This window comes from Dyadobacter diqingensis (assembly GCF_024220585.1).
GTDB lineage: Bacteria > Bacteroidota > Bacteroidia > Cytophagales > Spirosomataceae > Dyadobacter > Dyadobacter diqingensis.
Genome location: NZ_JAMXKF010000007.1, coordinates 279,622 through 304,354 on the forward strand (window position 1 = coordinate 279,622; position 24,733 = coordinate 304,354).

Below are 24,733 nucleotides of genomic sequence, written 5' to 3' on the forward strand. Positions count from 1 at the left end.
AATGAAAATCAACTGATCTGATATTCCGGCAAGCCCATAATGGCCAGCGTAAGCTTTTTGATCCGTTCCGTCCTGTCTGTTATTCCCGCATTTTTGTTAACTACCAATGCCATCACAGAAGCAGCCGGTGGCAACGCCAGCAAAGTGCCAGCCAGCGAGTCAGGTAATTTTTCGTCAGAAATTTCCTCAAAATATTTCACCCATTTCCCCCAATCTATCCTGACCCTGGTATTCTCCCCACTTCGCCTCACAAACTGATCATTGACATCACCGCTATCCTTCGCCTTCACATTTTGAGTAGCGACACCAAACATCAGATTAGGCAACTGCATTCTGAATAGCAGACTTGAACTGTCAATCCAGTTACGACCTCCCGGCCAACCGGCTACGTTGGGAGGATAAAACAATACTTGTCCGAGAACTTTCTGGATGTATAAAACCGGTTCCTTTTCAATAAAATCAGCTCCCAAAGTCCGTTGAATTCCGATTAGCAGCTCAACCGGAGACTTAATCAACAAGGTTTTGGGGGAATTTTCGTAGAACCATTTTGAGGTAAAAATATTGTGCATCAGCTTGCCGATGTCGTAACCGGATCTGTAAAAATCATCCGCAAGTTCAGTGATGTTTCGCTCGTCAGGAGTTTCACTGACAAAACTCTTATAAATTTTGGTTGTGATAAACCTGGCCGTCTGCTTCTGTTCCAATAAAATCCTGATAATATCTTCTCCCTGGAAATTCCCGGTCTTGCCCAGAAAAATTTTCCCATCAGAATCATGCAAACGCTCCCTGAATTGAAATTGCTCATTCAAATCAAAACCCCAGCCAGTAAAAGCTCTGGCACCTTCCCTCACGTCCTTTTCTGTATAATTTCCACGCCCCAATGTGAATAATTCCATGACTTCACGGGCAAAATTTTCATTTGGTTTATTTTTCCTGTTTTGCTGGTTATTCAAAAATTGCAGCATCGCAGGTTCTTTGGAAACGGCCATGAGTAAATCGCCGAAATTACCCAACGCATTTTTTCTGATCGTGTTAAGATAACTTTGGACAAAGGCCGCGTTTTGAACGCGACAAGCGAAATGTCCATGCCAGAAAAGTGACATTCTTTCACGCAGGGCCGTTTTTCCGTCTGCCATTGCGGACATCCATGCGACGTTAAGTGCACGGATATCTTCCCGATTTTTTTTCATCCGGTCCTTCTTCGTCACCTCGTTATCACCGGCCATTATCGCTTCTTTGACCCCGGTTTTTTCCGTTTCCTTGCTGACGATCTCGATCGGCGTGAAAGGTTTACTTTCAATAAAAAGCTTTGAAACTGCTTTCCTGATTGATATATCCTTTTCCGGCAAACCTCCCAATCCGGCCCTTCTGTACAGATGCAGTAAGTTATTGTTATTCAAGGCATCCTTCATAGCAACGTTGTTTCCTTCTTCGACTTACCGCCAGGGAAAAGGTTTAAAACAAGGCATTAAATACCCAGAAATCCAGGGCAAGCAAACACACTGAGGCCCTGACTATTTTTTAACATTTTTTAAATGATAAATAGTATTAAAATATCTTAAATTAAAAATTATTCAAGGAAATTTTCACGAGTTACCAGTAGTGTTTACAACCATTTTCATTTGTTATCAGTCTTCATTGAAAACCAGCATTACTATGAAAAAAATTTACATACTTCTTTTCACCAGCCTGATGCTGTCGGCCTGTCAGAAATCATCGGTCGATAAAAAAGAGGAAGGACTTATTCATTACAAGAAAATCGTTCCAATTAATGACGTACCGATAGCAACACTGACGTTTTTCGATGTTAATGACAGCCGCTGCCCGGAGGGGGGACAGTGTATCACGGCCGGAAACGCAAACATTGATCTGGCACTGGACGGTGTAACGACAGAAGGAAGGATAACCAAACACGTCAAAATGTGTCTGGGCGATTGCTCCAACTTTCAGCCGGACACACTCGATGAAGCGTTTGCAGGATTAAAATACAGATTTATATTAAAAGCCGTCAATCCGTATCCAAAAGTCAACACGGCGAACAATAAACCTGCTTACAATATTTCACTGGTTATTGAAAAGAAATAAATCTTTAAGATGATGTATAAATCAACCTGCTTCTTCTTGTTTATAGTCTTTTTGACATCTTGCAAAACTGAAAAGATATCACTAAAAGAAGGTACCCGGATATTTTATTACCAGCAGCCCGATTTAATGGATTCTAAAACACAAACATTGGTGACTTTAACGCAGGTAGAAGATGCCCGCTGTCCAGAAGATGTTGTTTGCATTTGGGCAGGATATGTTTCAGTGAATCTGGAATTTGATCTTCGGGAATTAAAAAAGAAACACAATTTAAAACTGTGTCTCGGTTGTCCGTCTTTAAAACCTGGCGATACACCGACTCCTGCTTATTCAGAAATAGATTTAGAAGGAACAAGATATCAAGTAAGCCTGCAATCCGTTAAACCAAACCCTAACACCAAAACGCCTCCTAAAAAGGAAGACTACGAAGTGTCCGTTCAAATAGAAAAGTTATAAAAATGGGGTTAACAACGCCAAAAACGTCATTAACCCCCATTTAAATTATTCGTAATTTTTCATTCTTAATTCTTAATTCTCTCCATCCCCTGCCAGCTTGCTCTTGCGGTAACCGTAGCTAAAATAGATTACAAGACCGATTGCAAGCCAGACCACAAAAATGAACCAGTTGGAGGCGCCAAGTTCGGTCATGAGGTAAAGATTTGTCAGGATTCCGGCAACAGGAAGCACCGAGAAATTGTATTTAAAACTCATTACCGACAAGGTTATCCAGGCAATCCAGAATATTATTGTCAGCAGTTTGTGTTCAAAAATTGCACCTATCGTTAACCCTTTCCACTCCGCTACAACGTTTTCGCCATAAAGCGCTAACCCTACGACAGCCACCAACAAACTGAATCCTACCAGAAATTTACCGTTGATATACGGCACTCTGAATTTTGAACGCTCCGATATTCCTGAATGGTCCAGATAAAGCACGCCGCCACAGACCAGGATAAAGGCAAAAAAAGTACCGACGCTGGTTAGATCAACGAAGAAATCCATTTTGAAAAACAACGCAGGAATACCTACAACCAAACCGGTAACGATGGTTGCAAAAGATGGAGTTTGATATTTCGGGTGGATTTTTGAAAACTTTTTCCATAGTAAACCGTCGCGGCTCATCGTCATCCAGATTCTTGGCTGTCCGAGCTGATACACAAGTAACGCACTGGTAATGGCAATTACAGAGCTTACGGAAATTAGGCCCGCCATAAAATCAAGACCAATATTTTGAAAAACAAAGGCCAGCGGATCGCTCACATTAAGCTCTTTATAATTGACCATACCGGTTAGCACCAGTGTTATCAATACATACAAAACGGTGCAGATCAACAAACAATAGATCATCGCTTTGGGCATATCACGTTGCGGATCCTTACACTCTTCCGCCGTCGTAGAAATGGAATCGAAACCGATAAAGGCAAAAAACACTGCTGCCACTCCACTTAATACACCTTTAACCCCGTTGGGAGCGAAAGGCGTCCAGTTCTCAGGTTTTACATAAAATGCTCCGGCAAAAATGACAAGCAATACCACGCCAATCTTCAAAGCCACCATGATGTTACTGGCCGTTCTTGATTCGCGGATACCGATATAAACCAGGCTCGTTACCAACGCCGTAATAAGTCCGGCTGGAAGATCAAGAATAAGATGAAAACCGCCGATAACCGGCGCGATTTCGTAGGCATGAGCAGCCAGTTTTTCGGCTCCGCTTAAAGAAGCAATGCCGCTGGTTTGCAATTTGGCAAAGGCATCAGCAGCCGAGCCCGGGTCAATGGTAAGATAACCGGGAATGACAATCCCGAAACCTTCCAGCATGCTGACAAAGTATTTAGACCAGGAAATGGCCACGACCATATTGGAAACTGCATATTCGAGGATCAATGCCCAGCCGATAATCCACGCGAACAATTCTCCAAAAGCTACGTATGCATAAGTATAGGCGCTGCCGGATACGGGTACCGTACTGGCAAACTGCGCGTAAGAAAGTGCCGTAAAAACACAGGCGATTGCCGTAAAAACAAATAAAAGTGAAACCGCAGGGCCTCCATTATAACTTGCCAGTCCGATGGTGCTGAAAATACCCGCTCCAACGATGGCCGCTATTCCGAGGGAAACCAGATCGCGCACACCCAATATTTTGGCCAAACCGCCACCTTCATTCGCATGTGCATCCAACAGGATCTGATCAACTGTTTTTTTACGAAATAGAGAAGCGTTTTTTTTCATTGGGTTTGAGATTACTGGCGAGTTTTTTTAGTTACATAAAAGCGAAAATACTGATATTCCTATATCATCATGGCATACAGCCAAAATTTGTTGAATTAATCATCCAATTTCCAGGGATAATTCCTTGTTTTTGGTTGTTCCTGTATCAAATTCAAAACATTCATTCGTTATCTGCCGGCAATGTGTTGAATAAGGGTTTCTCCCGGTTCGGTTGTCACAATTTAAGTTTATATTTACTGATACTTCTTACCAAGCCCCGATTACGTATTCGTTATGAAATGTGTACTGATTTCACCTCTTATCGTATCCATGTTTTTAAATAGTACGTTTGCGCAAACCGTACTGTCCTACTCGACCGCGCAAGCGCATTCACATAACGACAACCGCCAGCTCAGACCTTTTTCAGAAGCCTACGACCAGCAATTCGGCTCTATTGAAACCGATGTAATGTTAGAAAAGGGAAATCTTTACGCGATAAATAACGCTGTGGATGCATCGCCGTCGCGTATGCTCAACAAGTTATATCTGCAACCTGTTTCGGAGCAGATTGACAGAAATGCCGGTCAGATATACACCCAGCGGGATATTATGCTGCAACTCATTTTTGATTTGAAAACGCCTGCTGCCGAAACATTACCTGCGCTGATAAAAGAAATTGAAAAATTTAAAAACCTGACCGACCCGAACGGAACGTTCAAAATTGTTATCACAGGAAATATTCCTTCGCCCGACGCATTTGACCAATATCCTTCCTATATTAGTTTCGAAGGTCTGCCTGATGCGGCATACACCCCGAAACAACTGGAACGTATTGCCCTCATCGGACAGTCATTTCAGAAGTATACCAGCTGGAATGGTGAAGGAGCATTGCCAAAAAATGACCGTAAATTAATCAACAAGGTCGTTCAAAAGGCACATGAGATGGGGAAAAAAATCCGTTTTCGTGACGCGCCTGACAATATCAATACCTGGAAGATTATGATGGGCCTTCAGGTTGACTATCTGGATACCGGAAAAGTAATACAAATGGGGGATTATCTGCGTACCGCACCACGCTGACAAATTAAATCCCAACACAAATAGGCCGAATAAAGATTTTATAAGTAATATTTAAAATTCTACCTAAATCATTCGTGCATGTCTCAAGACCAGGTTGTTGCGCTTAAAAAAGTATTGAAACCCATACATCTTTGGGCAATTGCAGTGGGGCTGGTTATTTCCGGTGAATACTTTGGGTGGAATTATGGCTGGGGCGTGTCCGGAACCATCGGTTTTTTAATTGCCACGCTGCTTGTTACGGTCATGTACGTAACCTTTATTTTCAGTTTTACCGAACTGACCACCTCGATCCCCCAGGCTGGCGGTCCTTTTGCATATGCCCACCGGGCGTTTGGCTGGTGGGGCGGGCTTATTGCAGGTTATGCCACACTCGTCGAGTTTCTTATCGCACCTCCGGCCATCGCATTTGCTTTGGGGAGTTATACACATTTCCTCTATCCGTCGGTTACCGTGCTGGAAACCGCCTTTGCCTGTTATGTGATCTTTATCGGAATCAACATGCTGGGAATCAAAGAATCTGCTTTATTTTCCCTGGTAGTTACCTTGCTGGCCGTGGGTGAGTTGCTTTTATACGTTGGTATCATATCTCCGCATTTTTCCTACGAAACCTTTGTCACCGACCCCATGCCTTTTGGCTGGCAGGGAGTTTTCGCAGCGCTGCCTTTTGCCATCTGGTTTTATCTGGCTATCGAAGGCGTGGCCATGGTGGCAGAGGAAGTAGAAGACCCCAAACGTACCATCTCAAAAGGTTATATCCTCGGCATACTAACGCTGGTGGTTCTGGCACTTGCCGTTATGATTTTCACCGGTGGCATTGCGCATTGGAAACTGTTAAGCACCATCGATTATCCCCTGCCGGCAGCGCTCGGCATCGTGTTAGGCCGTGACAATAGCTGGACCCAGCTTTTTGCAAGTCTGGGCCTCTTCGGACTTGTCGCTTCTTTCCATGGGACCATCATCGGTTATTCCCGTCAGATCTTCGCCCTGGCACGCAGCGGCTACCTTCCTTCTTTCTTAGGGCAGGTCAATTCCCGTTTTCAAACCCCGCATTGGGCCCTGCTGACCGGTGGATTTATTGGCTGTCTTGCGTTAAGTCTCGGAACCACCGATCAGGTTATTATTCTGGCAGCGCTTGGCGCCGTGGTCATGTACATTATCAGTATGGCCGCTCTGTTTGTGTTGCGAAAAAAAGAGCCAGATCTGGATCGCCCTTTTATTGTTCCGGCCTATCCCTATTTTCCGTTGATCGCCCTTATCCTGTCAGTCGTTTGCCTGATCGCCATCGTCTGGTACAACCTGCTTTTAAGCCTTTGGTTCTTTGGCGGACTGGTTTTATTGGCGGTTGTATTTGTTTTAACAGGAAAGCATAAAAATCTAAATTAATAATTGTATTTTACAGTTACTTTCCCGACTCCGTAGCTCAGCTGGTAGAGCAACAGACTCTTAATCTGTGGGTCCTGAGTTCGAACCTCAGCGGGGTCACCTCAGTTAAAGACTTAACACTCTGATAATTAAAAAATTACACCACAATAATTTTCTTATTTCAAATAAAGGTTTACGCTACCGTCTCAAAATTGACTTCCCATCGTACGAACGATATCTTTATACAACTCTAACGTGTGAAGGTAAGCTCCCTTGGAATTGAGATGATTTAAATCCCTAAGAAAAGAATCACTATGAATTTTTTCCAGGAAACCTTTTGGGTAAATCCACTTATCTGCTGTCGGGATATGATTGTAAATGGCTATCGTTTGGCTTCGCTCGCTTGGTTTTTCAATTGTCACCGATAAAATGAATTTCACTTTGATATGTTTTTTTTTACCTTTCTCAACCAATTCACCGAGCATATCAAGGTATTTTTGTTGGAAAATAGTCAATTCACCCGGAGCCGATCTTAGATCGTTTTGAGTAATAATTGATGAGGAACCACCGTGAAAATTAATATTGTCTTCCTGATATTCAATTTCGTTCAAGACCGCTTTTTCGTCAGCAAAACTATTTTTCACTTCTACTCTATAATTGAAAGTTTGCAAAATCAATTCATCTAGTTCCGCAAATGAAAATCTTAACGCAAAATGTTTTTTTAGTATTTCCAGATATTCATTCAACGAATAAAAATATTGGTGCTGAATAGGCGGAGTTATCAGTAGATCGGAAAGTTCTACATATATAACGCTATTTTCAGGCGAAATTTCAATCAGCTTTTCTGCCATTCGGCAATTAAACAGAATACTGGATCTTGTATTGCCGAGGTTATAGAATTCTATTGTCCCATCAATTTTTTCTAGTTGATCTGTTACTATTCCTACCCTAGTTCTACTGGAACCTACAAAAAATATCTTTGGTGCTGATTTACTATGGCTTCCTATATATTTTAACAAATTCTTGGAAGGGTCACTGTATGACCTTGTCTTTATTATCAATGTAAATATTAATAATATTATCGTCAGCAATATAAACTTGCAAATGGATTTTCCTATACCCTTTTCCATTCCTAAAAACGGACGTAATAAGCATCATTACTCGTCGGTATCCCCATAATGACAATGAGCAAAATTAGTGACACATAGAAACACCATCTTGTAGAGACATTTAAAGAACTAACATATTCATCAATTCTTTTTTCTCCCGCTTTCCGGTTAACCAGATCCATCAAAACAAAAAGAGGTAAAATGTAAATAAATTGTTTCATCACAACCCAATCGTAGGGAATTTGCCAATGACTAAATGAGAACAGGCTTTTCATCGAACCAGCCAGGTCATTCGTTCTAAAAATAACAGCCAGAAATGACGCTATCGTGATATGATAAACAATCCCCAGCGGTCCTTTTAGATTGTTGGGTACAGAGGAAAAATAAGGCCTCACCTGATTCTCCGTCAGTATCCAACACGCGTTTAGCATTCCCCAAATCAGAAATTTAATAGATAACTCATGCCATACGCCTATCAAAACAAAGGTCAATATCATTAAAATATTGTTTTGCCATTTTGTTCTGAAATACCTACTTAGAGGGTAGAAGAAATAATCCCGGAACCAATGATTAAGCGTGACATGCCAACCCGCCCAAAAATGTTTTCTGGAATGAGATGCATAAACCTGATTTCTGAAATTCGATTTCAGTTTTATTCCAAATGTCTGAGATACTCCTTGAAAAATATCTACATAAGAGCTGAAATCACAATACAAGTATAAAAAAAAAGCGAAACCCCCAATGTAAACATAGACTCCCTGATAGGTTACTCTGTCATTGAAAATAGTTTCCACAATAATATTTAACCTCTGAGCCAATACCCAATGCTTAAAACATCCCCACAAAACCAGCCTGAAACCATTTGAGAAATTTAGATTGTTCAAAGAAATATTTTCTTTGAACTGTCTTGCAACCTCTCGATATCTATGCAATGGGCCAATAAAAATATAGGGCAAGTAGATTAAATATAATAAGAACAAACAGAAATTAGTCTCCGGCTTTAGATATCCCTTTTTTATATCAAACAAATAGCTTAATCCATTAAAGCTTATATAAGAAATGCCTATCAGTTTAAAATAGTCATTGATTTGTAATTTTGAGGTGAAATAAATTTTGTCAATAAGTAACGGTGTCAGACAAAGAAATATAATAGCGAAATAATGTATTTTACCAGGCAGTTTCTCAATATGTTTTCCTGATATAAAAACAAGCACCGAAAAGGCAATGAGAACAAAAAATGCCAGTTTTGCAATTGATAAGTAAAATATCAGGCTTAGAATCAGTAAAACATAGTATCTCTTTTGATGCTCCGAGAAAAGATAAAGCCCTATAATGCCTAATAAAAGAAAGAAAAATAGCAGAGAAAAATTAATAAACATACTATTAATTTATATGAATCGCATTTAAAGTCTTTATTCCCCGCATGAAAATCGACTGATACCATTCAATTCCGGATTCTTCATCCAAGCGATAGTTTTTTAGAATTTTCGCCAAAGGCTTTAACAGGGACCTTAGCTCAATCCGTGCCAACTTTGCACCCATGCAAGAATGAAGCCCGTTCCCAAATGAAAGATGTGGATTATTGCTCCGGTTAGGAACTATTGTTTGTGGATTTTCAAAGACAGCCGGATCTCGGTTGGCCGACGAAAGGCACAAAAATATCCTGGAATTTGCCGGTATAAGTGTGCCATCAATTTCCAACGGATATTTATTTATACGAATTGTATATTGCTGAGGGGTTGCAAATCGGAATAATTCCTCTGCAAATATATTTATTTGCTTAGTATCTGCCTGGAGAATATAGTCCAGTAACTCATTATTCCTTAAAAATTCATAGATGCAAATTGTCAATGTGTCAACAGTCGTCTCGTTAGCCGCAAAGAACAAAATAATCACAATTGAGATAAGTTCATCATCGGTAAAAGGAGTGTTCATATCCTCATTGCACGACTTTAAGCGCGAGATTAAAGCAGTATCAGGCAAATCTCTTTTTTCGAAGTCAAGACGAATTGTATCAAACAGCCATTTAGCATCTGCATTATATTCTTGATATTTTTTAATTGACACAAAAATATCCTGAGAATTAGCCAATGAATGAGAGACTTTTTTCAGCTTTTCAAAATTACGCCAATCATCCGATTCGACTTGGTATAACTCACTAAAAATCAATGACGGAAGTACCGAGGCGATGTACGAGAAATCTGCCGTCTCCTGATTAAAAAAGCTATTGAACCAAACCTCTAACGACGAATCAACAATAGCATTCAACTGAAAGGAATCCAAAACCTTTTCAAGCAAACTATGGGCAGAACGATGTTGGTCGTCATCCAGATACATCAACCATTTTTTTGTACTCTTCGAAAGAAAAGGACATTGACCTGTATTTTTCAAAATAACAGGTTCTTTACTTTCAAAAAATCCGGATAAATCCGCGGTTAAAAAGTCATCGCTACGGAGAATTTGCTTAACATCGTTATAGCGAAACAATACCCACTCACCAAATGCCCCTTTTTGAACAGGGCTATTTGTGAGACAATCATGTAAATGTGGGTAAGGATTCTGTAAATAAGATGGCGTGCCCGGGCTCCACTTTGTTATTTCTCTTTTTGGAGAATCCATTCGATTACGTCATCAATAGTTTCAAATTCACTAAAAATGTTAGGTTCGATATAGAACCCTACTAAATCTTCCAGGTCTTGCGTAAGAGATATAGATGAAAGGGAGTCTAAGCGATAACTTGCTATCGGAGATTCAAGCGAAATCTCATTTTTACTTGTTCCTAATTCTTCGGATAGTTTTTGCTTAAACCAATCGGCTAGTAACTCTTTTTCCATAAATTGCCTGATATAACGTTGTTCTTTATGATTTTCGTTGACTATGTTCTCTAAATCGCCGAGGTGTCTTTTATGAGCTTAAACCCTGGTAATTTTATATTACCTATCGAAAGCACCAAATAGTAAACATCTAATGATTTTGAAATGCTTTGTTTTCAGTAACTGACCATTTCCCCTCTCAATTTTACTCATGTACTCCTCCAATGACCGGCAGCAATAATAGTCTAAATATATTCTATCAACACTGATATCAGAGTAAGAACTATTTAAGTGGCGACAAAATTCTTTAAAGAGTTACATAATACCATAAAAAAGTGTATCGATTTATGCAAAAAATTAGATTAATCTCATTTTTTGCTTCTTCTGCCAAAGGTCCATGACCTATGAAGTTTGATTAAAAGTCTATGGAATTATGAAAAAGCCTTCTTTCGCAAATTCCTTTCTCTACTTAACATTCGACAATCCCCCATCAACCAAGATTTCGACTCCCTGAATATAGGACGCATCATCAGACGCCAGAAAGAGAACTGTTTTCGCAATTTCTGACGGTTCGCCAAAACGTTTTAGTGGAAGTGTTGGAATAATGCTTTGCACTGTTCCTTCGATCTGATCCGGTGTAAGGCCTGTATTGTTAAAAATATTTGTCTTGATATGACCCGGACTTATTCCATTTACCCTAATTTTCCTTATTGTACATTCAGAAGAAAATGTCTTCACAAAAGATTGAACCGCTGATTTCGCGGCAGAATAAACGGAGAAATTTTCTATGCCAAATCCGGTTACAAAAGAAGTATTTAAGATGATAGCACCGCCTTCGTTCATTATCGGTAACATTTGCTGGACGGTAAAAAATGTTCCTTTTACCAGCATATTGAACAATTCGTCATAATGGTTTTCGTCTACCGCTTCAATGGGGGCGAACTTTCCATACCCTGCGTTGACAAACAAAACATCCAGCTTATCGGTGTATAGTTTTATCTTTTTTTGCAATTCAAAAACGTCGGACATCTTTCCCGCGTTTGACACAAAGCCAATGGCATTCGCACCCAAATTATTTACTGCTTTATCTACCTTTTCCTGACTACGCCCGGTAATAATTACAGTCGCCCCTTCATTGATAAATTTTTGTGCTGTGGCAAAACCCATTCCGCTTGTTCCGCCTGTGATAAAGGCTACTTTATTTTTAAATTTTTGCACTTCTGTCCGGTTTAATTTGAATGCAAATATTTATATAACAGGATAGCGATGAAACCCGAAACTTGCTATCCCCGGAGACATGCTGTTAAGAGGTTAAAGAATAGAATTAGTTGATGCGCGCGGTTATTCTATCCGGGAGTAAATTGTGAGAAGTCTGTTGTGAGTACCGTCACAGACGGTAATTTATTGGGATTCGTAGTTTAAACTACGAATAACGAGTAACGAAGGAATAACATTAAGGTCTTTCAGTAGCTTATTTTACTGAATATTTGCTTGCTCTGCCAAAATACAAATACAGCAAAGTCCCCAAAACTGGAACAAAAATGATTAAGAGCATCCAGCATAGCTTACTTACAACATCGAGAGTTTTACTTTTTAATATCTCAACAAATACCCAGATGATTTGCAAAAAAACTGCGACTGCACAGATCATCAGTACTATTTCCGAATTGCCATACCCAAGGATTGTCAAATATAGATTTCTCATTATTGCTGCGAGTTTGATAATATCATAGCCAATATAAAAATATTTACACAAATACCCGATTTAAAAAGTGAAAGAAAAATCACAGCGATGAAATTTTAAGAACACTTTGCACTTCCGTGCTCCGCTAATATGTCCTTAAAATTATACTATTCCCAAATATCCCGTCGGTTAGATGTTTGTTAAATCTTATGTAATCATTAATAATGATCTGGATACATGGCAATTCAAAGATTAAAAAAAAGATTCTACGCCATCGGTCACAACATTCTACATTTTAGCTCGGTCAGTCAATATATCTTTGCCCATGATCCAACCAAGACGCAGCTTTAACAAACTGAATTTCTGTCCATTTTAATTTGAATACAAATATTTACATAACGGGATAGCGCTGAAACCAGAAACTTGCTACGCTCGACAACATGGTGTAAAGAAATTAAAGAATAGAATTAGCAGAAGCAGGAGATTATTCCTTGCAGGAGTAAATGGCTAGAAGTTTCCTGTGAGTACCGTCACAGACGGTAATTTATTAGGATTCGTAGTTTAAACTACGAATAACAGGGAATAACGGGAATAACAGAAACAGATAATGAGTATGCAGATGAAGTGAGCATTTTTATAACTCTCGAAAACGATCTAAATAGGTTTGATAGTCAAAGCATATTAAGATGAAAAAGCAGAGACTTAAAATTATGCTATTCCCCAATATTTCGTCAAGTAGATGTTTTTCTAATCTTATGTAATTATTAATAATAATCAGGGTACACCAAAAGTCAAAAAAATTCTACATGATTTGTCACAACATTCTACGTTTCAGATCGGTTAGTCAACATACCTTTGCGCGTAATCCAACCAACACACAGTTTTAACAAACTGAATTACTGACAATTCAAATGATTAATATGCTTAAAAACAGAAAAACTCTTTTGAATTGAAGTAAACTATATCCGGACATCTTATCAAATATTATTCAGGCCATCCATGATGGCTGCTAGAATAACTGTACACTAAAAGTCCAATTTTAATTTCCGGTTTCGGAGCATTTTTTTTGAAAGACCTATACTTTCAAAACAGATTTCTTGTGCCCGAAAACCGCCATGAATCAGTCATTTCAAATGAATATTTCAACGCTCATAATTACCATAAACCACAAAAAGTAAAACAATGAAACGAACATCTATTTTCCCTCTGCTATTTATTCTGATTTCCAATACCTTGTTTGGCCAAACGGCTCCACCCCTTACCAGTTCCATCAGCGGTATCGTATGGCAGGAAAGCAAACCTTTCAACGGAACCCGTAGCATTTCTGAAAAAACGATACCGGGAATTCTTGTCAAATTGCTGGACGCAGATACGCAGGAAGTCATTGCAACGTCTCTCAGTAATGCCTCAGGGGCTTTTGTTCTTAAAGCCAACGCAGGTACGTACATCATCGAATACGTTTTCCCGACAGACGGATTTGCTCCTGCCGACCAGCGCGTAGGATCCGATAATTCCATCAACAGTGCATCCGACGCGGATAATTTCTCGCTTCCTTTCACGATTGCCAACAACGAAACTGTCACTGATTTCGGGCTGGGGCTTACGCCGAAAGACAATACCCTCACCTATTGTACACAAAAAGAATCTGTCGTAACGGAGTGGAACGAGGCTTTGGTTTTACCAAAATCTACGGTGACGCCACTACCAATCAACGTCAAGATTTTCGCGGCAGAATCGGTTTTCCATCCAAGTATCGGTTTTGAAAATACCGCCAATGCAAACGCGTACTCGGTAACCACAGCTGGAAAAATCACCATGACCATGCCTATTAACCCGGCAACATTCACGATGAGCAGCGACGTGACCATCGACGGATTCCTGGAAGATTATGATGGAACCACGGATTACGAGGGATTATCAGGTATTACTTATTATAACAAATCATCATTTGCGTCCGCTTACCCGGCAAGAAATACAAGCAGTGCTCCGACCATCTCGAATACATTTGTAGGTGCAGCGAACAGTACTTTTCAGATACCTACAAAAGCTCAGAGTTCTGTAATCCTGACAGGCAGCGGAAACCTTCAGACGCTTATTCAGACTTACGTCAGTGCAGGTGCCTGCGTTGTTTATACCTATGCAGGTGGCGCATTACCCGTGACTCTTACCTCTTTTAATGCCAAAGCGGAGGGTAAAACTGCCAGTTTAACCTGGAACACAACGGCCGAAACCAACAGCGATCGTTTCGATGTTGAAAAAAGCCAAAATGGAAAAGACTGGAAAGTAATCGGGAGCGTAAAAGCAAGCGGTAAAAGCCAGAGTATTTTAAGCTATTCCTTTTCTGACCAGAATCCACAGGGAGGAGAGAATTTGTATCGTCTGAAAATGATTGACCTTGACAATACGTATGCATACAGCCGTATCAGCAGTGTTCAGTTCAAAGACCTTTCATCGGTAGTTATTTTCCCAAATCCGGTAACGAGTACATTATTTGTTCAGGCAGCAGTCGACAATACTCCTGTCAGTATACAAATTTTGAATAACAGCGGTCGGGTAGTAAAAGAAACGACAAATGTTTCTCAGCCAGTCGATATAAGTAAAATCCCGGCAGGTACTTATTTTGTTAATACACTGCTCACAAATGGTTTTTCTGAAAAACAAAAGATCGTTATCGCGCATTAACACTACAATTACAACCTGACAAAAACCCGGGAGCCATTCATTCCAGATGAATAGTCCCCGGGTTTTTACTTTTCAAACAAGTGGAAAAGCGCCTCATTCATTTTCTCTTCAGTCCAATATTGGTTATTTTAGAACGTTGAACTTATGCTGGCACGATTTTACAGCCTGCAAATTACTTATCCTTAACCAGTAAAAAATGGATTTTGAAATCATAGTATCCCTGCTCACCCTTGTGGCGCTTGAAGCCGTTTTGGGAATAGACAATGTCATTTTTATTTCAATTATTGCAGCCAAACTCCCCGAGGAACAGCAAAAGAAAGCCCGGCAATATGGTCTGATTCTAGCGGGCGCGCTCAGACTTGGTCTGCTACTGCTGATTTCATTCATCCTCAAACTGGATGAAGATCTGTTCACACTGTTCGGCAACGGATTTTCAGGAAAAGATCTCGTTCTCCTGGCCGGTGGGTTATTTCTGCTTTATAAAAGTGCCACCGAAATTTATCACAAAATGGAAGGTGAAACCGGAGATCAAAGCAAAAATATAAAGGTCACGTCCTTTGGACAGGTTATCGTCCAGATACTGATTATGGATATGGTTTTTTCCATCGACTCGATTATCACGGCGATTGGGATGGTTAAGGAGGTTTGGGTAATGTATGTGGCAGTAATTGTGACGGTTGCCATCATGCTGTTTGCCGCCGAAAGTATCAGCAATTTTGTAAACCGCCATCCTGCTTTTAAAATGCTCGCCTTATCATTCCTTTTACTGATCGGATTTTCGCTGATCAGTGAGGGATTTGGTGTTGAGATACCAAAAGGATATATCTATTTCTCAATGGCGTTTTCTTTACTCGTGGATGTATTCCAGATGAAAATGAACAAATCAGGCGGCGATCCTGTGGTGACGCATGAGCATTATGTTCCCAAAGAGGACAGAGAAAAAATTGGTTAACATTTGAATCTGATTCAGTTCGTTTTTAAGAAAAATGATTAAAAATACAAAATAAAACAGGCATGCCGGGGTATTCCGACATGCCTGTTTTGTATCAATTTTAGTAAAGGTAAAATCAGCACTATTTTTCGTCCAGAAACTGCCTCAGCATATATTGAAGAATTCCTCCGTTTCTGTAATAGTTAATTTCCATTTTACTTTCCAGACGGCATCTTACGCTGAACGTTTTAAATGAACCATCCGGATGGCGGGCAGATACAACCAAATGCTGATTCGGTTTTATCGAGTCATTGAAGCTCCCTATTGTAAATTCCTCAGTACCGTCCAGCCCTATACTCTCACTGTTTTCGCCCTCAAAAAATTGCAATGGCACAACGCCCATCCCCACCAGATTACTACGGTGAATCCTTTCAAAACTTTCAGCGATAACTGCCCGGATACCCAGAAGATAAGTTCCTTTTGCAGCCCAGTCGCGCGAAGAACCGCTGCCATATTCCTTCCCGGCAATCACAAGCAATTGCCTCCCTGATTCTTTGTATTTCAGCGAAGCCTCGTACACGGACATTTCCTCACCATCAGGCAAATATTTTGTAATACCTCCCTCCTTCGAAGCCAGCTTGTTTTTGATCCGCACATTAGCAAACGTGCCGCGAATCATCACCTCATCGTTTCCTCTTCGGGATCCGTATGAATTAAATTCCTCATAAGTAATGCCCCGCTCCGTCAGATATTTACCAGCAGGAGATAATTTACTAAATGAACCGGCAGGCGAAATATGGTCAGTTGTGACAGAATCGCCCAGCATCAGCAGCACGCGGGCATTTACCAACGGGCGAATCGGCTCTGGTTCTGCGGGTAGGTTTACAAAAAACGGGGCCTCTTTAACATAAGTGGATTTTACATCCCATTTATAGGCTTTGTCCAGAGGGACATCGAGGTTTCTCCACAGGTCATTGCCATCAAAAATTTCGCCATAACTTTTCCGGTAAAATTCTTTTCTAACCACGCGGTTAACAACCTCATTGATCTCGTCCGTAGAGGGCCAGATATCTTTCAGAAAAACAGGTTTCCCCCCGGGATCAATCCCAAGCGGCTCCCTTTCCATATCAAAATCCATTCTCCCCGTAATTGCATAGGCAATAACGAGCAATGGCGACATCAGAAAATTCATTTTAATCTGTGGATGAATGCGCGCCTCGAAATTCCGGTTACCCGATAAAGCTGCGGAAACAACCAGATCATTTTCTGTAACCGCGTTGGCAATCGGCTCCGGCAGAGGTCCAGAGTTGCCTATGCAGGATGTACAGCCATAACCGACCACATTAAATTTCATCGCTTCCAGACTTTCCAGCAAACCCGATTCCTGCAAATAATCCGTCACCACTTTTGAACCCGGCGCAAGACTCGTTTTCACCCAGGGTTGCACATTTAATCCTCTTGCCAGCGCTTTTTTGGCAAGAAGCCCGGCACCGATCATCACGTCAGGATTGGAAGTATTCGTACAACTCGTAATAGCAGCAATCACCACATAACCATCACTCAGCTGAAACCGCTCTCCGTTATACGCTACATCAGACACCCGTAAGTCGGAGGACTCCGGATGTGGAACCTGCGATGGTTCTACATTCCCACCTTCATCGGCCCAACGGCTTAACGGCCGGTCAGGGAATTGTATGTATTTTCTCGCGTACTTTTTTTCCAGAATATCAGTAACAACCTCCTTCACGTCCGTCAACACAATCTTGTCCTGCGGCCGACTCGGGCCGGAAATTGTCGGAACAACCGAACCAAGATCCAGCTCGACAACCTGGTTATAGCCAATCGCATCCTCATTTTCCCGCCAAAGTAAATTTTCTTTGGCATACAATGCGGTAAGTGCTATCACTTCCGCAGGCCTGTTGCTTTTTTCAAGATACTGGAGTGTCTTTTCATCAATGGGAAAATAGGTGATCGTACATCCAAACTCAGGGGACATATTGCCGATCGTGGCCCTGTCCGGAACAGACAACGACGCCAATCCCTCACCAAAAACCTCCACAAATTTGCCAACAACTTTTGTCTTCCGCAGCAATTCAGTAATAGTCAAAACCATATCCGTAGCCGTGGTGCCCACCGGAAGTTTCCCTGTCAGTTTCAACCCGATCACTTCGGGAACGGCAAAAAACTGCGGTTGCCCCAGCATAGCCGCTTCCGCTTCAATACCGCCAACACCATAAGCAACAATCCCTAAACCGTTGACCATTGGCGTGTGAGAATCTGTTCCTACCAGCGAATCCGGGAAAACTAATCCATCCTTTTCAACCACACATTTGGATAAATATTCAAGATTCACCTGATGGCAGATACCCATCCCCGGAGGCACGACCGAAAAATTATCAAACGCATTTTGCGCCCATTTCAGGAACCTGTAACGCTCGCTGTTGCGCTCATACTCTTTTTCGACATTATGTAGATATGAGTCCTGATCTCCAAAATAGTCGACCACCACCGAATGATCAATAACCAGATCGACCGGAATAAGCGGGTTAATCCGTGACGAGTCCTTGCCCTGACGTTCCATTTCAGCCCGTAACGAAGCAATATCCACGATAGCAGGTACACCGGTAAAATCCTGCATCAGCACGCGCACCGGCATGAAAGGAATTTCCTTTTCAATAACCTCCGGTTTCCAGTTCATCAGGGTTTCAACATGGGCTTTGGTAATCACATTGCCATCAAAATTCCGCAGGACATTTTCCAGCAATACCCGTATACAAAAAGGCAGCTTCGAAACGGCAACACCTTTCTCTTCCAGCGCCCGTAAGCTGTAAAAAGATAAAGATTTGTCACCAAGATTTATTGTTCTTCTTATATCCAGATAATCCTGACGCATGGTATATGTTGTTTAGGAATTAAAAATAAAACGCTGATCGGTGCCGGGCTAACGGAAACTACCCTGGTGCCCATTGCATACAAAACTATGCCATATACCAGGGTAGGTCAATGTATATTTTACAGAATTAATGGTCTGAAAAGAGGCTACGTCCATTTGAGACCGGCTTAGTTGTAACCAAGAGTAAAAATAACGAATACAGTAGTGTTTGTTGTATATGAACTTGTTACGCTACTGAACTACAAAATATCAAAAAATATCTAACTTGCCAAAATGAAAAATCCGGCGAACATAAGACAGCTTTACACGCCCATTCAGCCAACTGTGAAACAGGCTGTTAATGATGTGATGTATCAGGAGTTTTTACCTTCGCCGGCTCTTCAAAGTTACATTTATTGTTACTGGCAGCTCAAAACAACACAAACACTTTCCGAACAGTTTAACTACCGGGTCGTCGCTGATGGCTGTATTGATATCTTTTTTGAGCTGGATAATCCGCAGGAAAACTTTGTGATGGGTTTCTGCAAAAAATTCACAGAATTCCCTCTGAATAATACTTTTAATTACGCAGGAGTCCGGTTTTTACCGACATCTTTTCCACAGTTATTTAAGATAAATGCCTCAGAGCTCAGCAATCGTTTTGAGGATTTAAGCATTGTGCTTCCTGAATTTTCCCGTTTTATCAAAAACAACTTCAATCTCCGAAATACACCGCAAGAGATCACAGATCGGCTTGATCAATACTACATCCGTCTGCTTTCAAACGTCAAAATTGAGAATGATGTAAGACTGGACAATGCGCTGAACCTTATTCTTCAAAATGGTGGCGTCATTGATATTGAAAAAGGCCTCGACACCGGATTAAGCCCGAGACAACTCCGTCGGCTTTTTGAATTTCATATAGGCGATTCGGCCAAAACTTTTAGCCAGATTGTCCGTTTCCAGAACTTTTTACGTGTAAAACCTACACAACTTTCCCTTCGAAAAGACAAACTGTTTTTCGATGCCGGTTATTACGATCAGGCTCACTTCATCAGGGAATTCAAAAATTTCTATGGGGTAACGCCCGGCAAGGCATTTGGAGAATAAGTTTGTCCGATTTTTACAATGTTGAGTCCTTCGAAATGTAGAATTTTGTTTTGTTAACCGACAGAACAATGAAACCAATAAGCATGCTATTCATAGCGATTTGTCTGAGCACAAACGCTTATGCACAAACAGATTCAGCCATTAAAATCCAAAAAAAGATGAAATTAAACGCAGGTATCATCACCACAAAGCTGGCAGCAAGCAAAGCTTTTTACACCGATGTTTTAGGTTTTGGTGTAACATTTGAAAACGACTTTTATCTTTTGCTCCATACACCCGGCCGCACTTCCGAAATAAGTTTTCTGCTACCGGATCACCCGTCTCAGCAAGCCTTATTTCACAAACCATTTCAGGGACAGGGTATGTATCTGACAATAGAGGTCGAAGATGTCGACGAGATTTATCAGGAAATCCGGAACAAAGGGATTGACATAAAAATAGCGCTCCGGGACGAACCCTGGGGCGACAGGCATTTTGCTATCGAGGATCCAAACGGGGTGGGAATTGATATTGTAAAATACTCGCCGGACAATAAGTAATTATTCCGCAACGGAATATTCAGTGGGCGTCTTCCCAAACTGCTTTTTAAATTCCTTGCTAAAATATTTCCTGTCGTCGTAGCCAACCGCATATGCGACCTCATAGATCGTCATCTTATGCTGTTGCAACAGCAGGGCTGCTTTTTTCAGCCTAATCGATTTTAAAAAGTCATGAACCGACATATCCGTAACGGCTTTGAGTTTCTTATAGAGCACCGACTGGCTCATGCCGATTTTTTCCGAAAGCATCGCAACACCAAATTCGGGATTGTCCATGAGCTCTTCGGTGATCTGAATAATTTTGTTGATAAACTGTTCATCGACCGTGTTGATCGGAACATTTTTCGGCTCCAGGGTTACCTGACGGCTATATTTTTGCCTCATCAACTCACGCGCAACCAATAAGTTCCGGAGGTTCAGTTCCAAAACCTGGATACTGAAAGGTTTTGAAATATAGGCGTCGGCGCCCGTTTTCAGTCCGCTTACCTGGTGACTGACAGAAGCCTTTGCTGTCAGTAATATCACCGGAATATGACTTGTCCGTTCATCTGTTTTCAGTTTTTTGCATAAAGTGAGCCCGTCCATTTCCGCCATCATCACATCGCTGATGATCAGATCCGGGATCTGCTCCGTAGCCGCATCCCACCCTTGCTCACCATTTTCTGCCTGGATAACTTCATACGTTCCACACAAAGACTCGGCCAAAAATGCCCTGACTTCCGCATTATCCTCCACCAGCAAAACGGTCGGTTTTTGGCCCGGTGTGATTTGAATCAAGGTATTTTCAGCGAAGTTATCGTCTGTTAAAGTTTTTCTGTCCTCCCTCAAAACCATGTCTGTTCTCAACTGCCCCGGAGCGAAATGAACATTTCCCTTCAACAGTGTAATGGTGAAGCAAGTCCTGCCCGTTTTGTTGTTTTGCGCAGGTTTACTTTCCACGGTCAGGCTTCCCTTATGCAGTTCCACAATACTTTTGGACAAAGCAAGTCCGATGCCATAACCCGTATTCTGGTTTCCCTGATCATAAACCTGGAAAAAATTCACAAAAAGTTTGTTCAGATATTGAGGCGCTATACCCTTTCCATTATCCACAACCCGGATGTCAACCGAATTTTCCTTTTCCTCAACAAGCATTTCAATCCTCCCGCCGTCCTGTGTAAACTTGTAAGCATTACTCAGAATGTTGAAAACGACTTTCTCCATTTGCTCGACATCAAAATAAACATCAATTTTTTCAGCATTGGATTCAAAAACCGATTTGATGTTCCGGTATTCAGAGGGGAAACTAAAATCGCCAAATATATCTTTCAGAAATGGAATGATATTGTTTTGAGTAACCTGTAATTTGAGATGGTTCGTTTCCGCCTTGCGAAAATCCATAAGCTCGCTGACAAGTTTGAGCAACCGGTCCGCATTTTTCCTCACCTGGATCAGATGCGACTGAATAACAGAATCTTCTTTTTTAGTCAGGATCAATCGCTCCACTGGTCCCTGGATCAGCGTAAGGTGTGTCCTGATTTCATGGGAGATATTGGTAAAAAAATCCAGCTTGATCTGGTGCAGCTCATGCTCCCGGCGGAACAAGGCGCTGACATAGAAATAGCGCGTCACAAACAAAATGGCAGATGTGATGATGATAAAATACAGACAGTAAGCCCACCAGGTTTTCCAGATCGGCGGCAAAACGTGAATGACCAAACGCGCCGGCTCTGTACTCCACACCCCGTCGTTATTAGCGCCCTTGACCACAAACGTGTAGGTCCCGGAAGGCAGGTTGGTATAAGTTGCCGAAGACGTTCGCACATAATTCCAGTCCTTTTCAAATCCTTCCAGCTGATAGGCGTACTTATTTTTGTCAGGTTTGATGTAATTCAGGAGGGCAAAATCGATGGTAAAAATGTTCTGATCATGGGAGAAAGTTATTTCCTTGGTCACGCTTATATCTTTTTTAAGCAAACCATCCTCTGCACCAATGGCGACCGGTTTGTTAAAAAGTTTCAGAGAAGTAAGCACTACCGGCGCAACAAATTCATTGATCTGAATTTCATTTGGAAAAAAGCTGATCAGACCGTTAAGTCCGCCAAAAAACATTTCACCGGATTTATCTTTGTAAAACGTGTTGGCAGTAAATTCATTTCCTGGTAAACCATCCGTTACCGTATAGTTTTTAAAATTCCCTTTTTTTGTATCAAACCGTGACAGACCGTTCGAAGTGCTCAGCCACAGGTTCCCCTTGTTATCATCCAGGATACCGAGCACGTTGTCGTTGGGCAGGCCGTGTTTTTGTTTATAGGTGACAAAAGTGTTCGCTTTCCTGTCAAAACGCGTTAGTCCGCCATAGTAAGCCCCTATCCAGATGACGCCCGAAGCATCCTCGCGTACACAGTTGATTATGGCCGGGAATCTCCTTTTTGAAGTTTTATTGTTGGACGTTACCCAGATAATCCCACTGGAATCGGTAGCGAGCATATTCAGCCCTTCGGTCGTACCAATCCATATATTCCCCCTTGAATCCTCGTAAAAATTCCTGACAAAATTCCCACTGAGTTTGAAGGGCTCCTTATTTCCAATATTAAAATGACTAAACTTTCCCGATTTCCGATCCAGCAAATCAACGCCACGCTGGTCCGTACCCACCCAGATTCGCCCCCGGCTATCCTCCATCACAGCGCTCACATTATCGGAGCTGATGGAAGAAGTATCGTCAGAGTTATTTCTGAAAACCGTAAATTTCTTAGTTATCGGATTATAGCGGTTTAAACCACCCAGATGTGTTGCAATCCATAGGTTTTTGTCATTATCCTGCGCAATGCCTTTCACAAGATTGGACGAAATACCCGCCGAAGGATTCGGACCACTCTTAAAATTCGTAACAATTCCGGTCTTATCATCCAGATAGTTAAATCCGCCACCCTCAGTTCCGACCAACAGATTTCCGTTTTTATCCCGGGTAACTGCACTTACCACATTATGGTTAATGCTATACTTTGATTTACCCGTGCGAAAAATTTTAAAAGGTGTTTCGTGCGAGTACACCACATTGACGCCGTTGTAATAAGTCCCGAGCCAGATGCATCCGCTTTTGTCCTGAAAAATAGCATACAGAGAGTTCTGGCTCAGACTCGTTCTGTTTTCCGGCTCATGCTGATACGACTCAAAAGTGCGGTTTGCAGGATTCAGAATACTTAGCCCTTCGAGCGTCCCGATCCATAAATTACCTTTTTTATCAGTCAGAATTTTCCGGATGTTATTATGGATCAAACCGCTGCCGTTACCAAGACTTTGAAAATGTGTAAAATTGCCCTGAGCCGGATTGTACATATTAAGTCCGCCATGTTTTGTCCCAATCCAGATATTCTGTTGCTTGTCCTCCGCTATCGACGTGACAAAATTATCACTCAGACTGCCGGGATTGGAAGCACTATTTTTGAAATTATAATACCGGATTCCTTTCTCTTCGAAAACCATTTTGGTAAGTCCGTCCGACGTCCCGATCCATAACTGATGCCTTGAATCTTCAAAAATGATTCGCACGTCAGGTCCTGCCAGCCCGTTTTGGTAAGATTTAAAAGTATGTTTATTCCGGTCATTCAGTCGGTTCAACCCTTTGTTTGTCCCTATCCACAGTATACCCCTGCTATCCTCAAAAAGACAATTGGTGATATTACTGCTCAGCTTGTTTTTTTCGGTGGAGTCTGCCGCCAGAAATGAAGTAAAAGAATCCGTTTCCGGAACATATTTATTTAAACCATGACTTGTCCCAAACCACAATTCATTTTTAGAATCGTTAAGGGCACACAGGACATAATTCCCGGATAAGGATGTCTTATTGCCCGGATCATTCTTGTAGATTTTGAATCCCCGTCCATCGAATTTATTTAAACCATAACTCGTGCCCAACCATATAAAACCTCTATAATCCTGGGCAATAGCCAGCACGGAATTTTGCGACAAACCATTTTCAGAATTGAGATTATTAAAGACCAGCTGCTGGCCAAAACCATTCATCCGAAAACACAGAACCCCCAGAAGCATTACCAAAATGCTCAGCTTATTTTTTCCCGGAAAGGATAAAAAACAAAACGGGTTCATAGATATTCAACCATATTAATTTTCAGAAAAAAGGATACAAATATAGATCACTAAAAGACACAAAATCCCGATCACTATTTAATTATTTACCGATTGGATTGTAATCTTCGGAGCACTCTTTTATCACTAAAATAGGATAGAATTGTCTCTCCGCTGAAAAACACCCCCA

18 protein-coding genes and 1 tRNA gene are annotated in these 24,733 nt (G+C 41.3%); 9 read left to right on the plus strand and 10 right to left on the minus strand.

Annotation, left to right across the window (positions count from 1 at the left end; all coding sequences use genetic code 11):
• Positions 1-8: 8 nt before the first annotated feature.
• Positions 9-1,412: a DUF1800 domain-containing protein gene (locus tag M1L62_RS19615; protein WP_254561315.1), complete on the minus strand. Its 1,404-nt coding sequence runs from the start codon at positions 1,410-1,412 to the stop codon at positions 9-11.
• A gap of 244 nt (positions 1,413-1,656) precedes the next feature.
• Here M1L62_RS19615 and M1L62_RS19620 point away from each other — a divergent pair, with 244 nt between their 5' ends.
• Together M1L62_RS19620 and M1L62_RS19625 are read left to right on the plus strand one after the other, a co-directional pair.
• Positions 1,657-2,085, plus strand: a complete 429-nt coding sequence (locus M1L62_RS19620) for a hypothetical protein (protein ID WP_254561316.1) — start codon at positions 1,657-1,659, stop codon at positions 2,083-2,085.
• 36 nt (positions 2,086-2,121) lie between these two features.
• Positions 2,122-2,538 carry a hypothetical protein gene (locus M1L62_RS19625; protein ID WP_254561317.1) on the plus strand — a complete coding sequence of 139 codons (417 nt, stop codon included), beginning with the start codon at positions 2,122-2,124 and terminating at the stop codon, positions 2,536-2,538.
• Positions 2,539-2,610: 72 nt separating this feature from the next.
• Here the strand turns inward: M1L62_RS19625 and M1L62_RS19630 are convergent, their stop codons facing one another.
• The gene (locus M1L62_RS19630) at positions 2,611-4,311 is read right to left on the minus strand and encodes an amino acid permease (RefSeq protein WP_254561318.1); all 1,701 of its coding nucleotides are present in this window, start codon (positions 4,309-4,311) and stop codon (positions 2,611-2,613) included.
• Between the two features lie 273 nt (positions 4,312-4,584).
• Between M1L62_RS19630 and M1L62_RS19635 the strand changes: the two genes are divergently transcribed.
• The 3 genes from M1L62_RS19635 (at position 4,585) to M1L62_RS19645 (ending at position 6,852) form a co-directional block, all read left to right on the plus strand.
• A complete protein-coding gene (locus M1L62_RS19635) occupies positions 4,585-5,370 on the plus strand; it encodes a PI-PLC domain-containing protein (protein WP_254561319.1) in 786 nt (261 codons plus the stop codon).
• Positions 5,371-5,448: 78 nt separating this feature from the next.
• Positions 5,449-6,753, plus strand: a complete 1,305-nt coding sequence (gene eat, locus M1L62_RS19640) for an ethanolamine permease (protein WP_254561320.1) — start codon at positions 5,449-5,451, stop codon at positions 6,751-6,753.
• Positions 6,754-6,779: 26 nt separating this feature from the next.
• Positions 6,780-6,852 (plus strand) — tRNA-Lys (locus M1L62_RS19645).
• Positions 6,853-6,938: 86 nt separating this feature from the next.
• Here M1L62_RS19645 and M1L62_RS19650 read toward each other — a convergent pair.
• The 6 genes from M1L62_RS19650 to M1L62_RS29750 all read right to left on the minus strand — a co-directional run bounded on the left by M1L62_RS19650 (position 6,939) and on the right by M1L62_RS29750 (position 12,359).
• Positions 6,939-7,583 carry a hypothetical protein gene (locus M1L62_RS19650; RefSeq protein WP_254561321.1) on the minus strand — a complete coding sequence of 215 codons (645 nt, stop codon included), beginning with the start codon at positions 7,581-7,583 and terminating at the stop codon, positions 6,939-6,941.
• A 281-nt stretch (positions 7,584-7,864) separates the two neighbouring features.
• The gene (locus tag M1L62_RS19655; RefSeq protein ID WP_254561322.1) at positions 7,865-9,220 is read right to left on the minus strand and encodes an MBOAT family O-acyltransferase; all 1,356 of its coding nucleotides are present in this window, start codon (positions 9,218-9,220) and stop codon (positions 7,865-7,867) included.
• A gap of 4 nt (positions 9,221-9,224) precedes the next feature.
• Positions 9,225-10,460 (minus strand): cytochrome P450, encoded by a 1,236-nt coding sequence (locus M1L62_RS19660; RefSeq protein WP_254561323.1) that lies wholly within the window; start codon positions 10,458-10,460, stop codon positions 9,225-9,227.
• Positions 10,436-10,675 (minus strand): acyl carrier protein, encoded by a 240-nt coding sequence (locus M1L62_RS19665; RefSeq protein WP_254561324.1) that lies wholly within the window; start codon positions 10,673-10,675, stop codon positions 10,436-10,438. Before M1L62_RS19665 ends, M1L62_RS19660 begins: the two co-directional genes overlap by 25 nt.
• A 444-nt stretch (positions 10,676-11,119) precedes the next feature.
• The gene (locus M1L62_RS19670) at positions 11,120-11,872 is read right to left on the minus strand and encodes an SDR family oxidoreductase (RefSeq protein ID WP_254561325.1); all 753 of its coding nucleotides are present in this window, start codon (positions 11,870-11,872) and stop codon (positions 11,120-11,122) included.
• Between the two features lie 253 nt (positions 11,873-12,125).
• On the minus strand, positions 12,126-12,359 hold the full coding sequence (locus M1L62_RS29750; RefSeq protein WP_374760310.1) for a PLDc N-terminal domain-containing protein: 234 nt from the start codon (positions 12,357-12,359) through the stop codon (positions 12,126-12,128).
• Between the two features lie 1,161 nt (positions 12,360-13,520).
• Here M1L62_RS29750 and M1L62_RS19675 point away from each other — a divergent pair.
• Together M1L62_RS19675 and M1L62_RS19680 are read left to right on the plus strand one after the other, a co-directional pair.
• A complete protein-coding gene (locus M1L62_RS19675) occupies positions 13,521-15,020 on the plus strand; it encodes a choice-of-anchor E domain-containing protein (protein ID WP_254561326.1) in 1,500 nt (499 codons plus the stop codon).
• Positions 15,021-15,216: 196 nt separating this feature from the next.
• Positions 15,217-15,972 (plus strand): TerC family protein, encoded by a 756-nt coding sequence (locus M1L62_RS19680; RefSeq protein ID WP_254561327.1) that lies wholly within the window; start codon positions 15,217-15,219, stop codon positions 15,970-15,972.
• A 121-nt stretch (positions 15,973-16,093) separates the two neighbouring features.
• Here the strand turns inward: M1L62_RS19680 and acnA are convergent, their stop codons facing one another.
• Positions 16,094-18,844, minus strand: coding sequence for an aconitate hydratase AcnA (gene acnA, locus M1L62_RS19685; RefSeq protein WP_254561328.1), 2,751 nt, complete (start codon positions 18,842-18,844; stop codon positions 16,094-16,096).
• Positions 18,845-19,117: 273 nt separating this feature from the next.
• Here acnA and M1L62_RS19690 point away from each other — a divergent pair, with 273 nt between their 5' ends.
• Together M1L62_RS19690 and M1L62_RS19695 are read left to right on the plus strand one after the other, a co-directional pair.
• Complete coding sequence (locus tag M1L62_RS19690) at positions 19,118-19,933, plus strand: AraC family transcriptional regulator (RefSeq protein WP_254561329.1); 816 nt, start codon at positions 19,118-19,120, stop codon at positions 19,931-19,933.
• Between the two features lie 68 nt (positions 19,934-20,001).
• Positions 20,002-20,472 carry a VOC family protein gene (locus M1L62_RS19695; protein ID WP_254561330.1) on the plus strand — a complete coding sequence of 157 codons (471 nt, stop codon included), beginning with the start codon at positions 20,002-20,004 and terminating at the stop codon, positions 20,470-20,472.
• On the opposite strand, the gene M1L62_RS19700 is transcribed toward M1L62_RS19695, so the two are convergent.
• Positions 20,473-24,564, minus strand: a complete 4,092-nt coding sequence (locus M1L62_RS19700) for a hybrid sensor histidine kinase/response regulator transcription factor (protein ID WP_254561331.1) — start codon at positions 24,562-24,564, stop codon at positions 20,473-20,475.
• Positions 24,565-24,733 lie beyond the last annotated feature (169 nt).

Excerpts from the sequence above, each read along its gene's own strand:
- M1L62_RS19660 (WP_254561323.1), bottom strand. The coding sequence starts at position 10,460 with ATGGATTCTCCAAAAAGAGAAATAACAAAGTGGAGCCCGGGCACGCCA.
- M1L62_RS19665 (WP_254561324.1), bottom strand. The coding sequence starts at position 10,675 with ATGGAAAAAGAGTTACTAGCCGATTGGTTTAAGCAAAAACTATCCGAA.
- M1L62_RS19680 (WP_254561327.1), top strand. The coding sequence starts at position 15,217 with ATGGATTTTGAAATCATAGTATCCCTGCTCACCCTTGTGGCGCTTGAA.
- M1L62_RS19655 (WP_254561322.1), bottom strand. The coding sequence starts at position 9,220 with ATGTTTATTAATTTTTCTCTGCTATTTTTCTTTCTTTTATTAGGCATT.
- M1L62_RS19675 (WP_254561326.1), top strand. The coding sequence starts at position 13,521 with ATGAAACGAACATCTATTTTCCCTCTGCTATTTATTCTGATTTCCAAT.
- M1L62_RS19620 (WP_254561316.1), top strand. The coding sequence starts at position 1,657 with ATGAAAAAAATTTACATACTTCTTTTCACCAGCCTGATGCTGTCGGCC.
- M1L62_RS19695 (WP_254561330.1), top strand. The coding sequence starts at position 20,002 with ATGAAACCAATAAGCATGCTATTCATAGCGATTTGTCTGAGCACAAAC.
- M1L62_RS19635 (WP_254561319.1), top strand. The coding sequence starts at position 4,585 with ATGAAATGTGTACTGATTTCACCTCTTATCGTATCCATGTTTTTAAAT.
- M1L62_RS19700 (WP_254561331.1), bottom strand. The coding sequence starts at position 24,564 with ATGAACCCGTTTTGTTTTTTATCCTTTCCGGGAAAAAATAAGCTGAGC.
- M1L62_RS19615 (WP_254561315.1), bottom strand. The coding sequence starts at position 1,412 with ATGAAGGATGCCTTGAATAACAATAACTTACTGCATCTGTACAGAAGG.
- M1L62_RS19690 (WP_254561329.1), top strand. The coding sequence starts at position 19,118 with ATGAAAAATCCGGCGAACATAAGACAGCTTTACACGCCCATTCAGCCA.
- M1L62_RS19650 (WP_254561321.1), bottom strand. The coding sequence starts at position 7,583 with ATGGCAGAAAAGCTGATTGAAATTTCGCCTGAAAATAGCGTTATATAT.
- M1L62_RS29750 (WP_374760310.1), bottom strand. The coding sequence starts at position 12,359 with ATGAGAAATCTATATTTGACAATCCTTGGGTATGGCAATTCGGAAATA.
- M1L62_RS19630 (WP_254561318.1), bottom strand. The coding sequence starts at position 4,311 with ATGAAAAAAAACGCTTCTCTATTTCGTAAAAAAACAGTTGATCAGATC.
- eat (WP_254561320.1), top strand. The coding sequence starts at position 5,449 with ATGTCTCAAGACCAGGTTGTTGCGCTTAAAAAAGTATTGAAACCCATA.
- acnA (WP_254561328.1), bottom strand. The coding sequence starts at position 18,844 with ATGCGTCAGGATTATCTGGATATAAGAAGAACAATAAATCTTGGTGAC.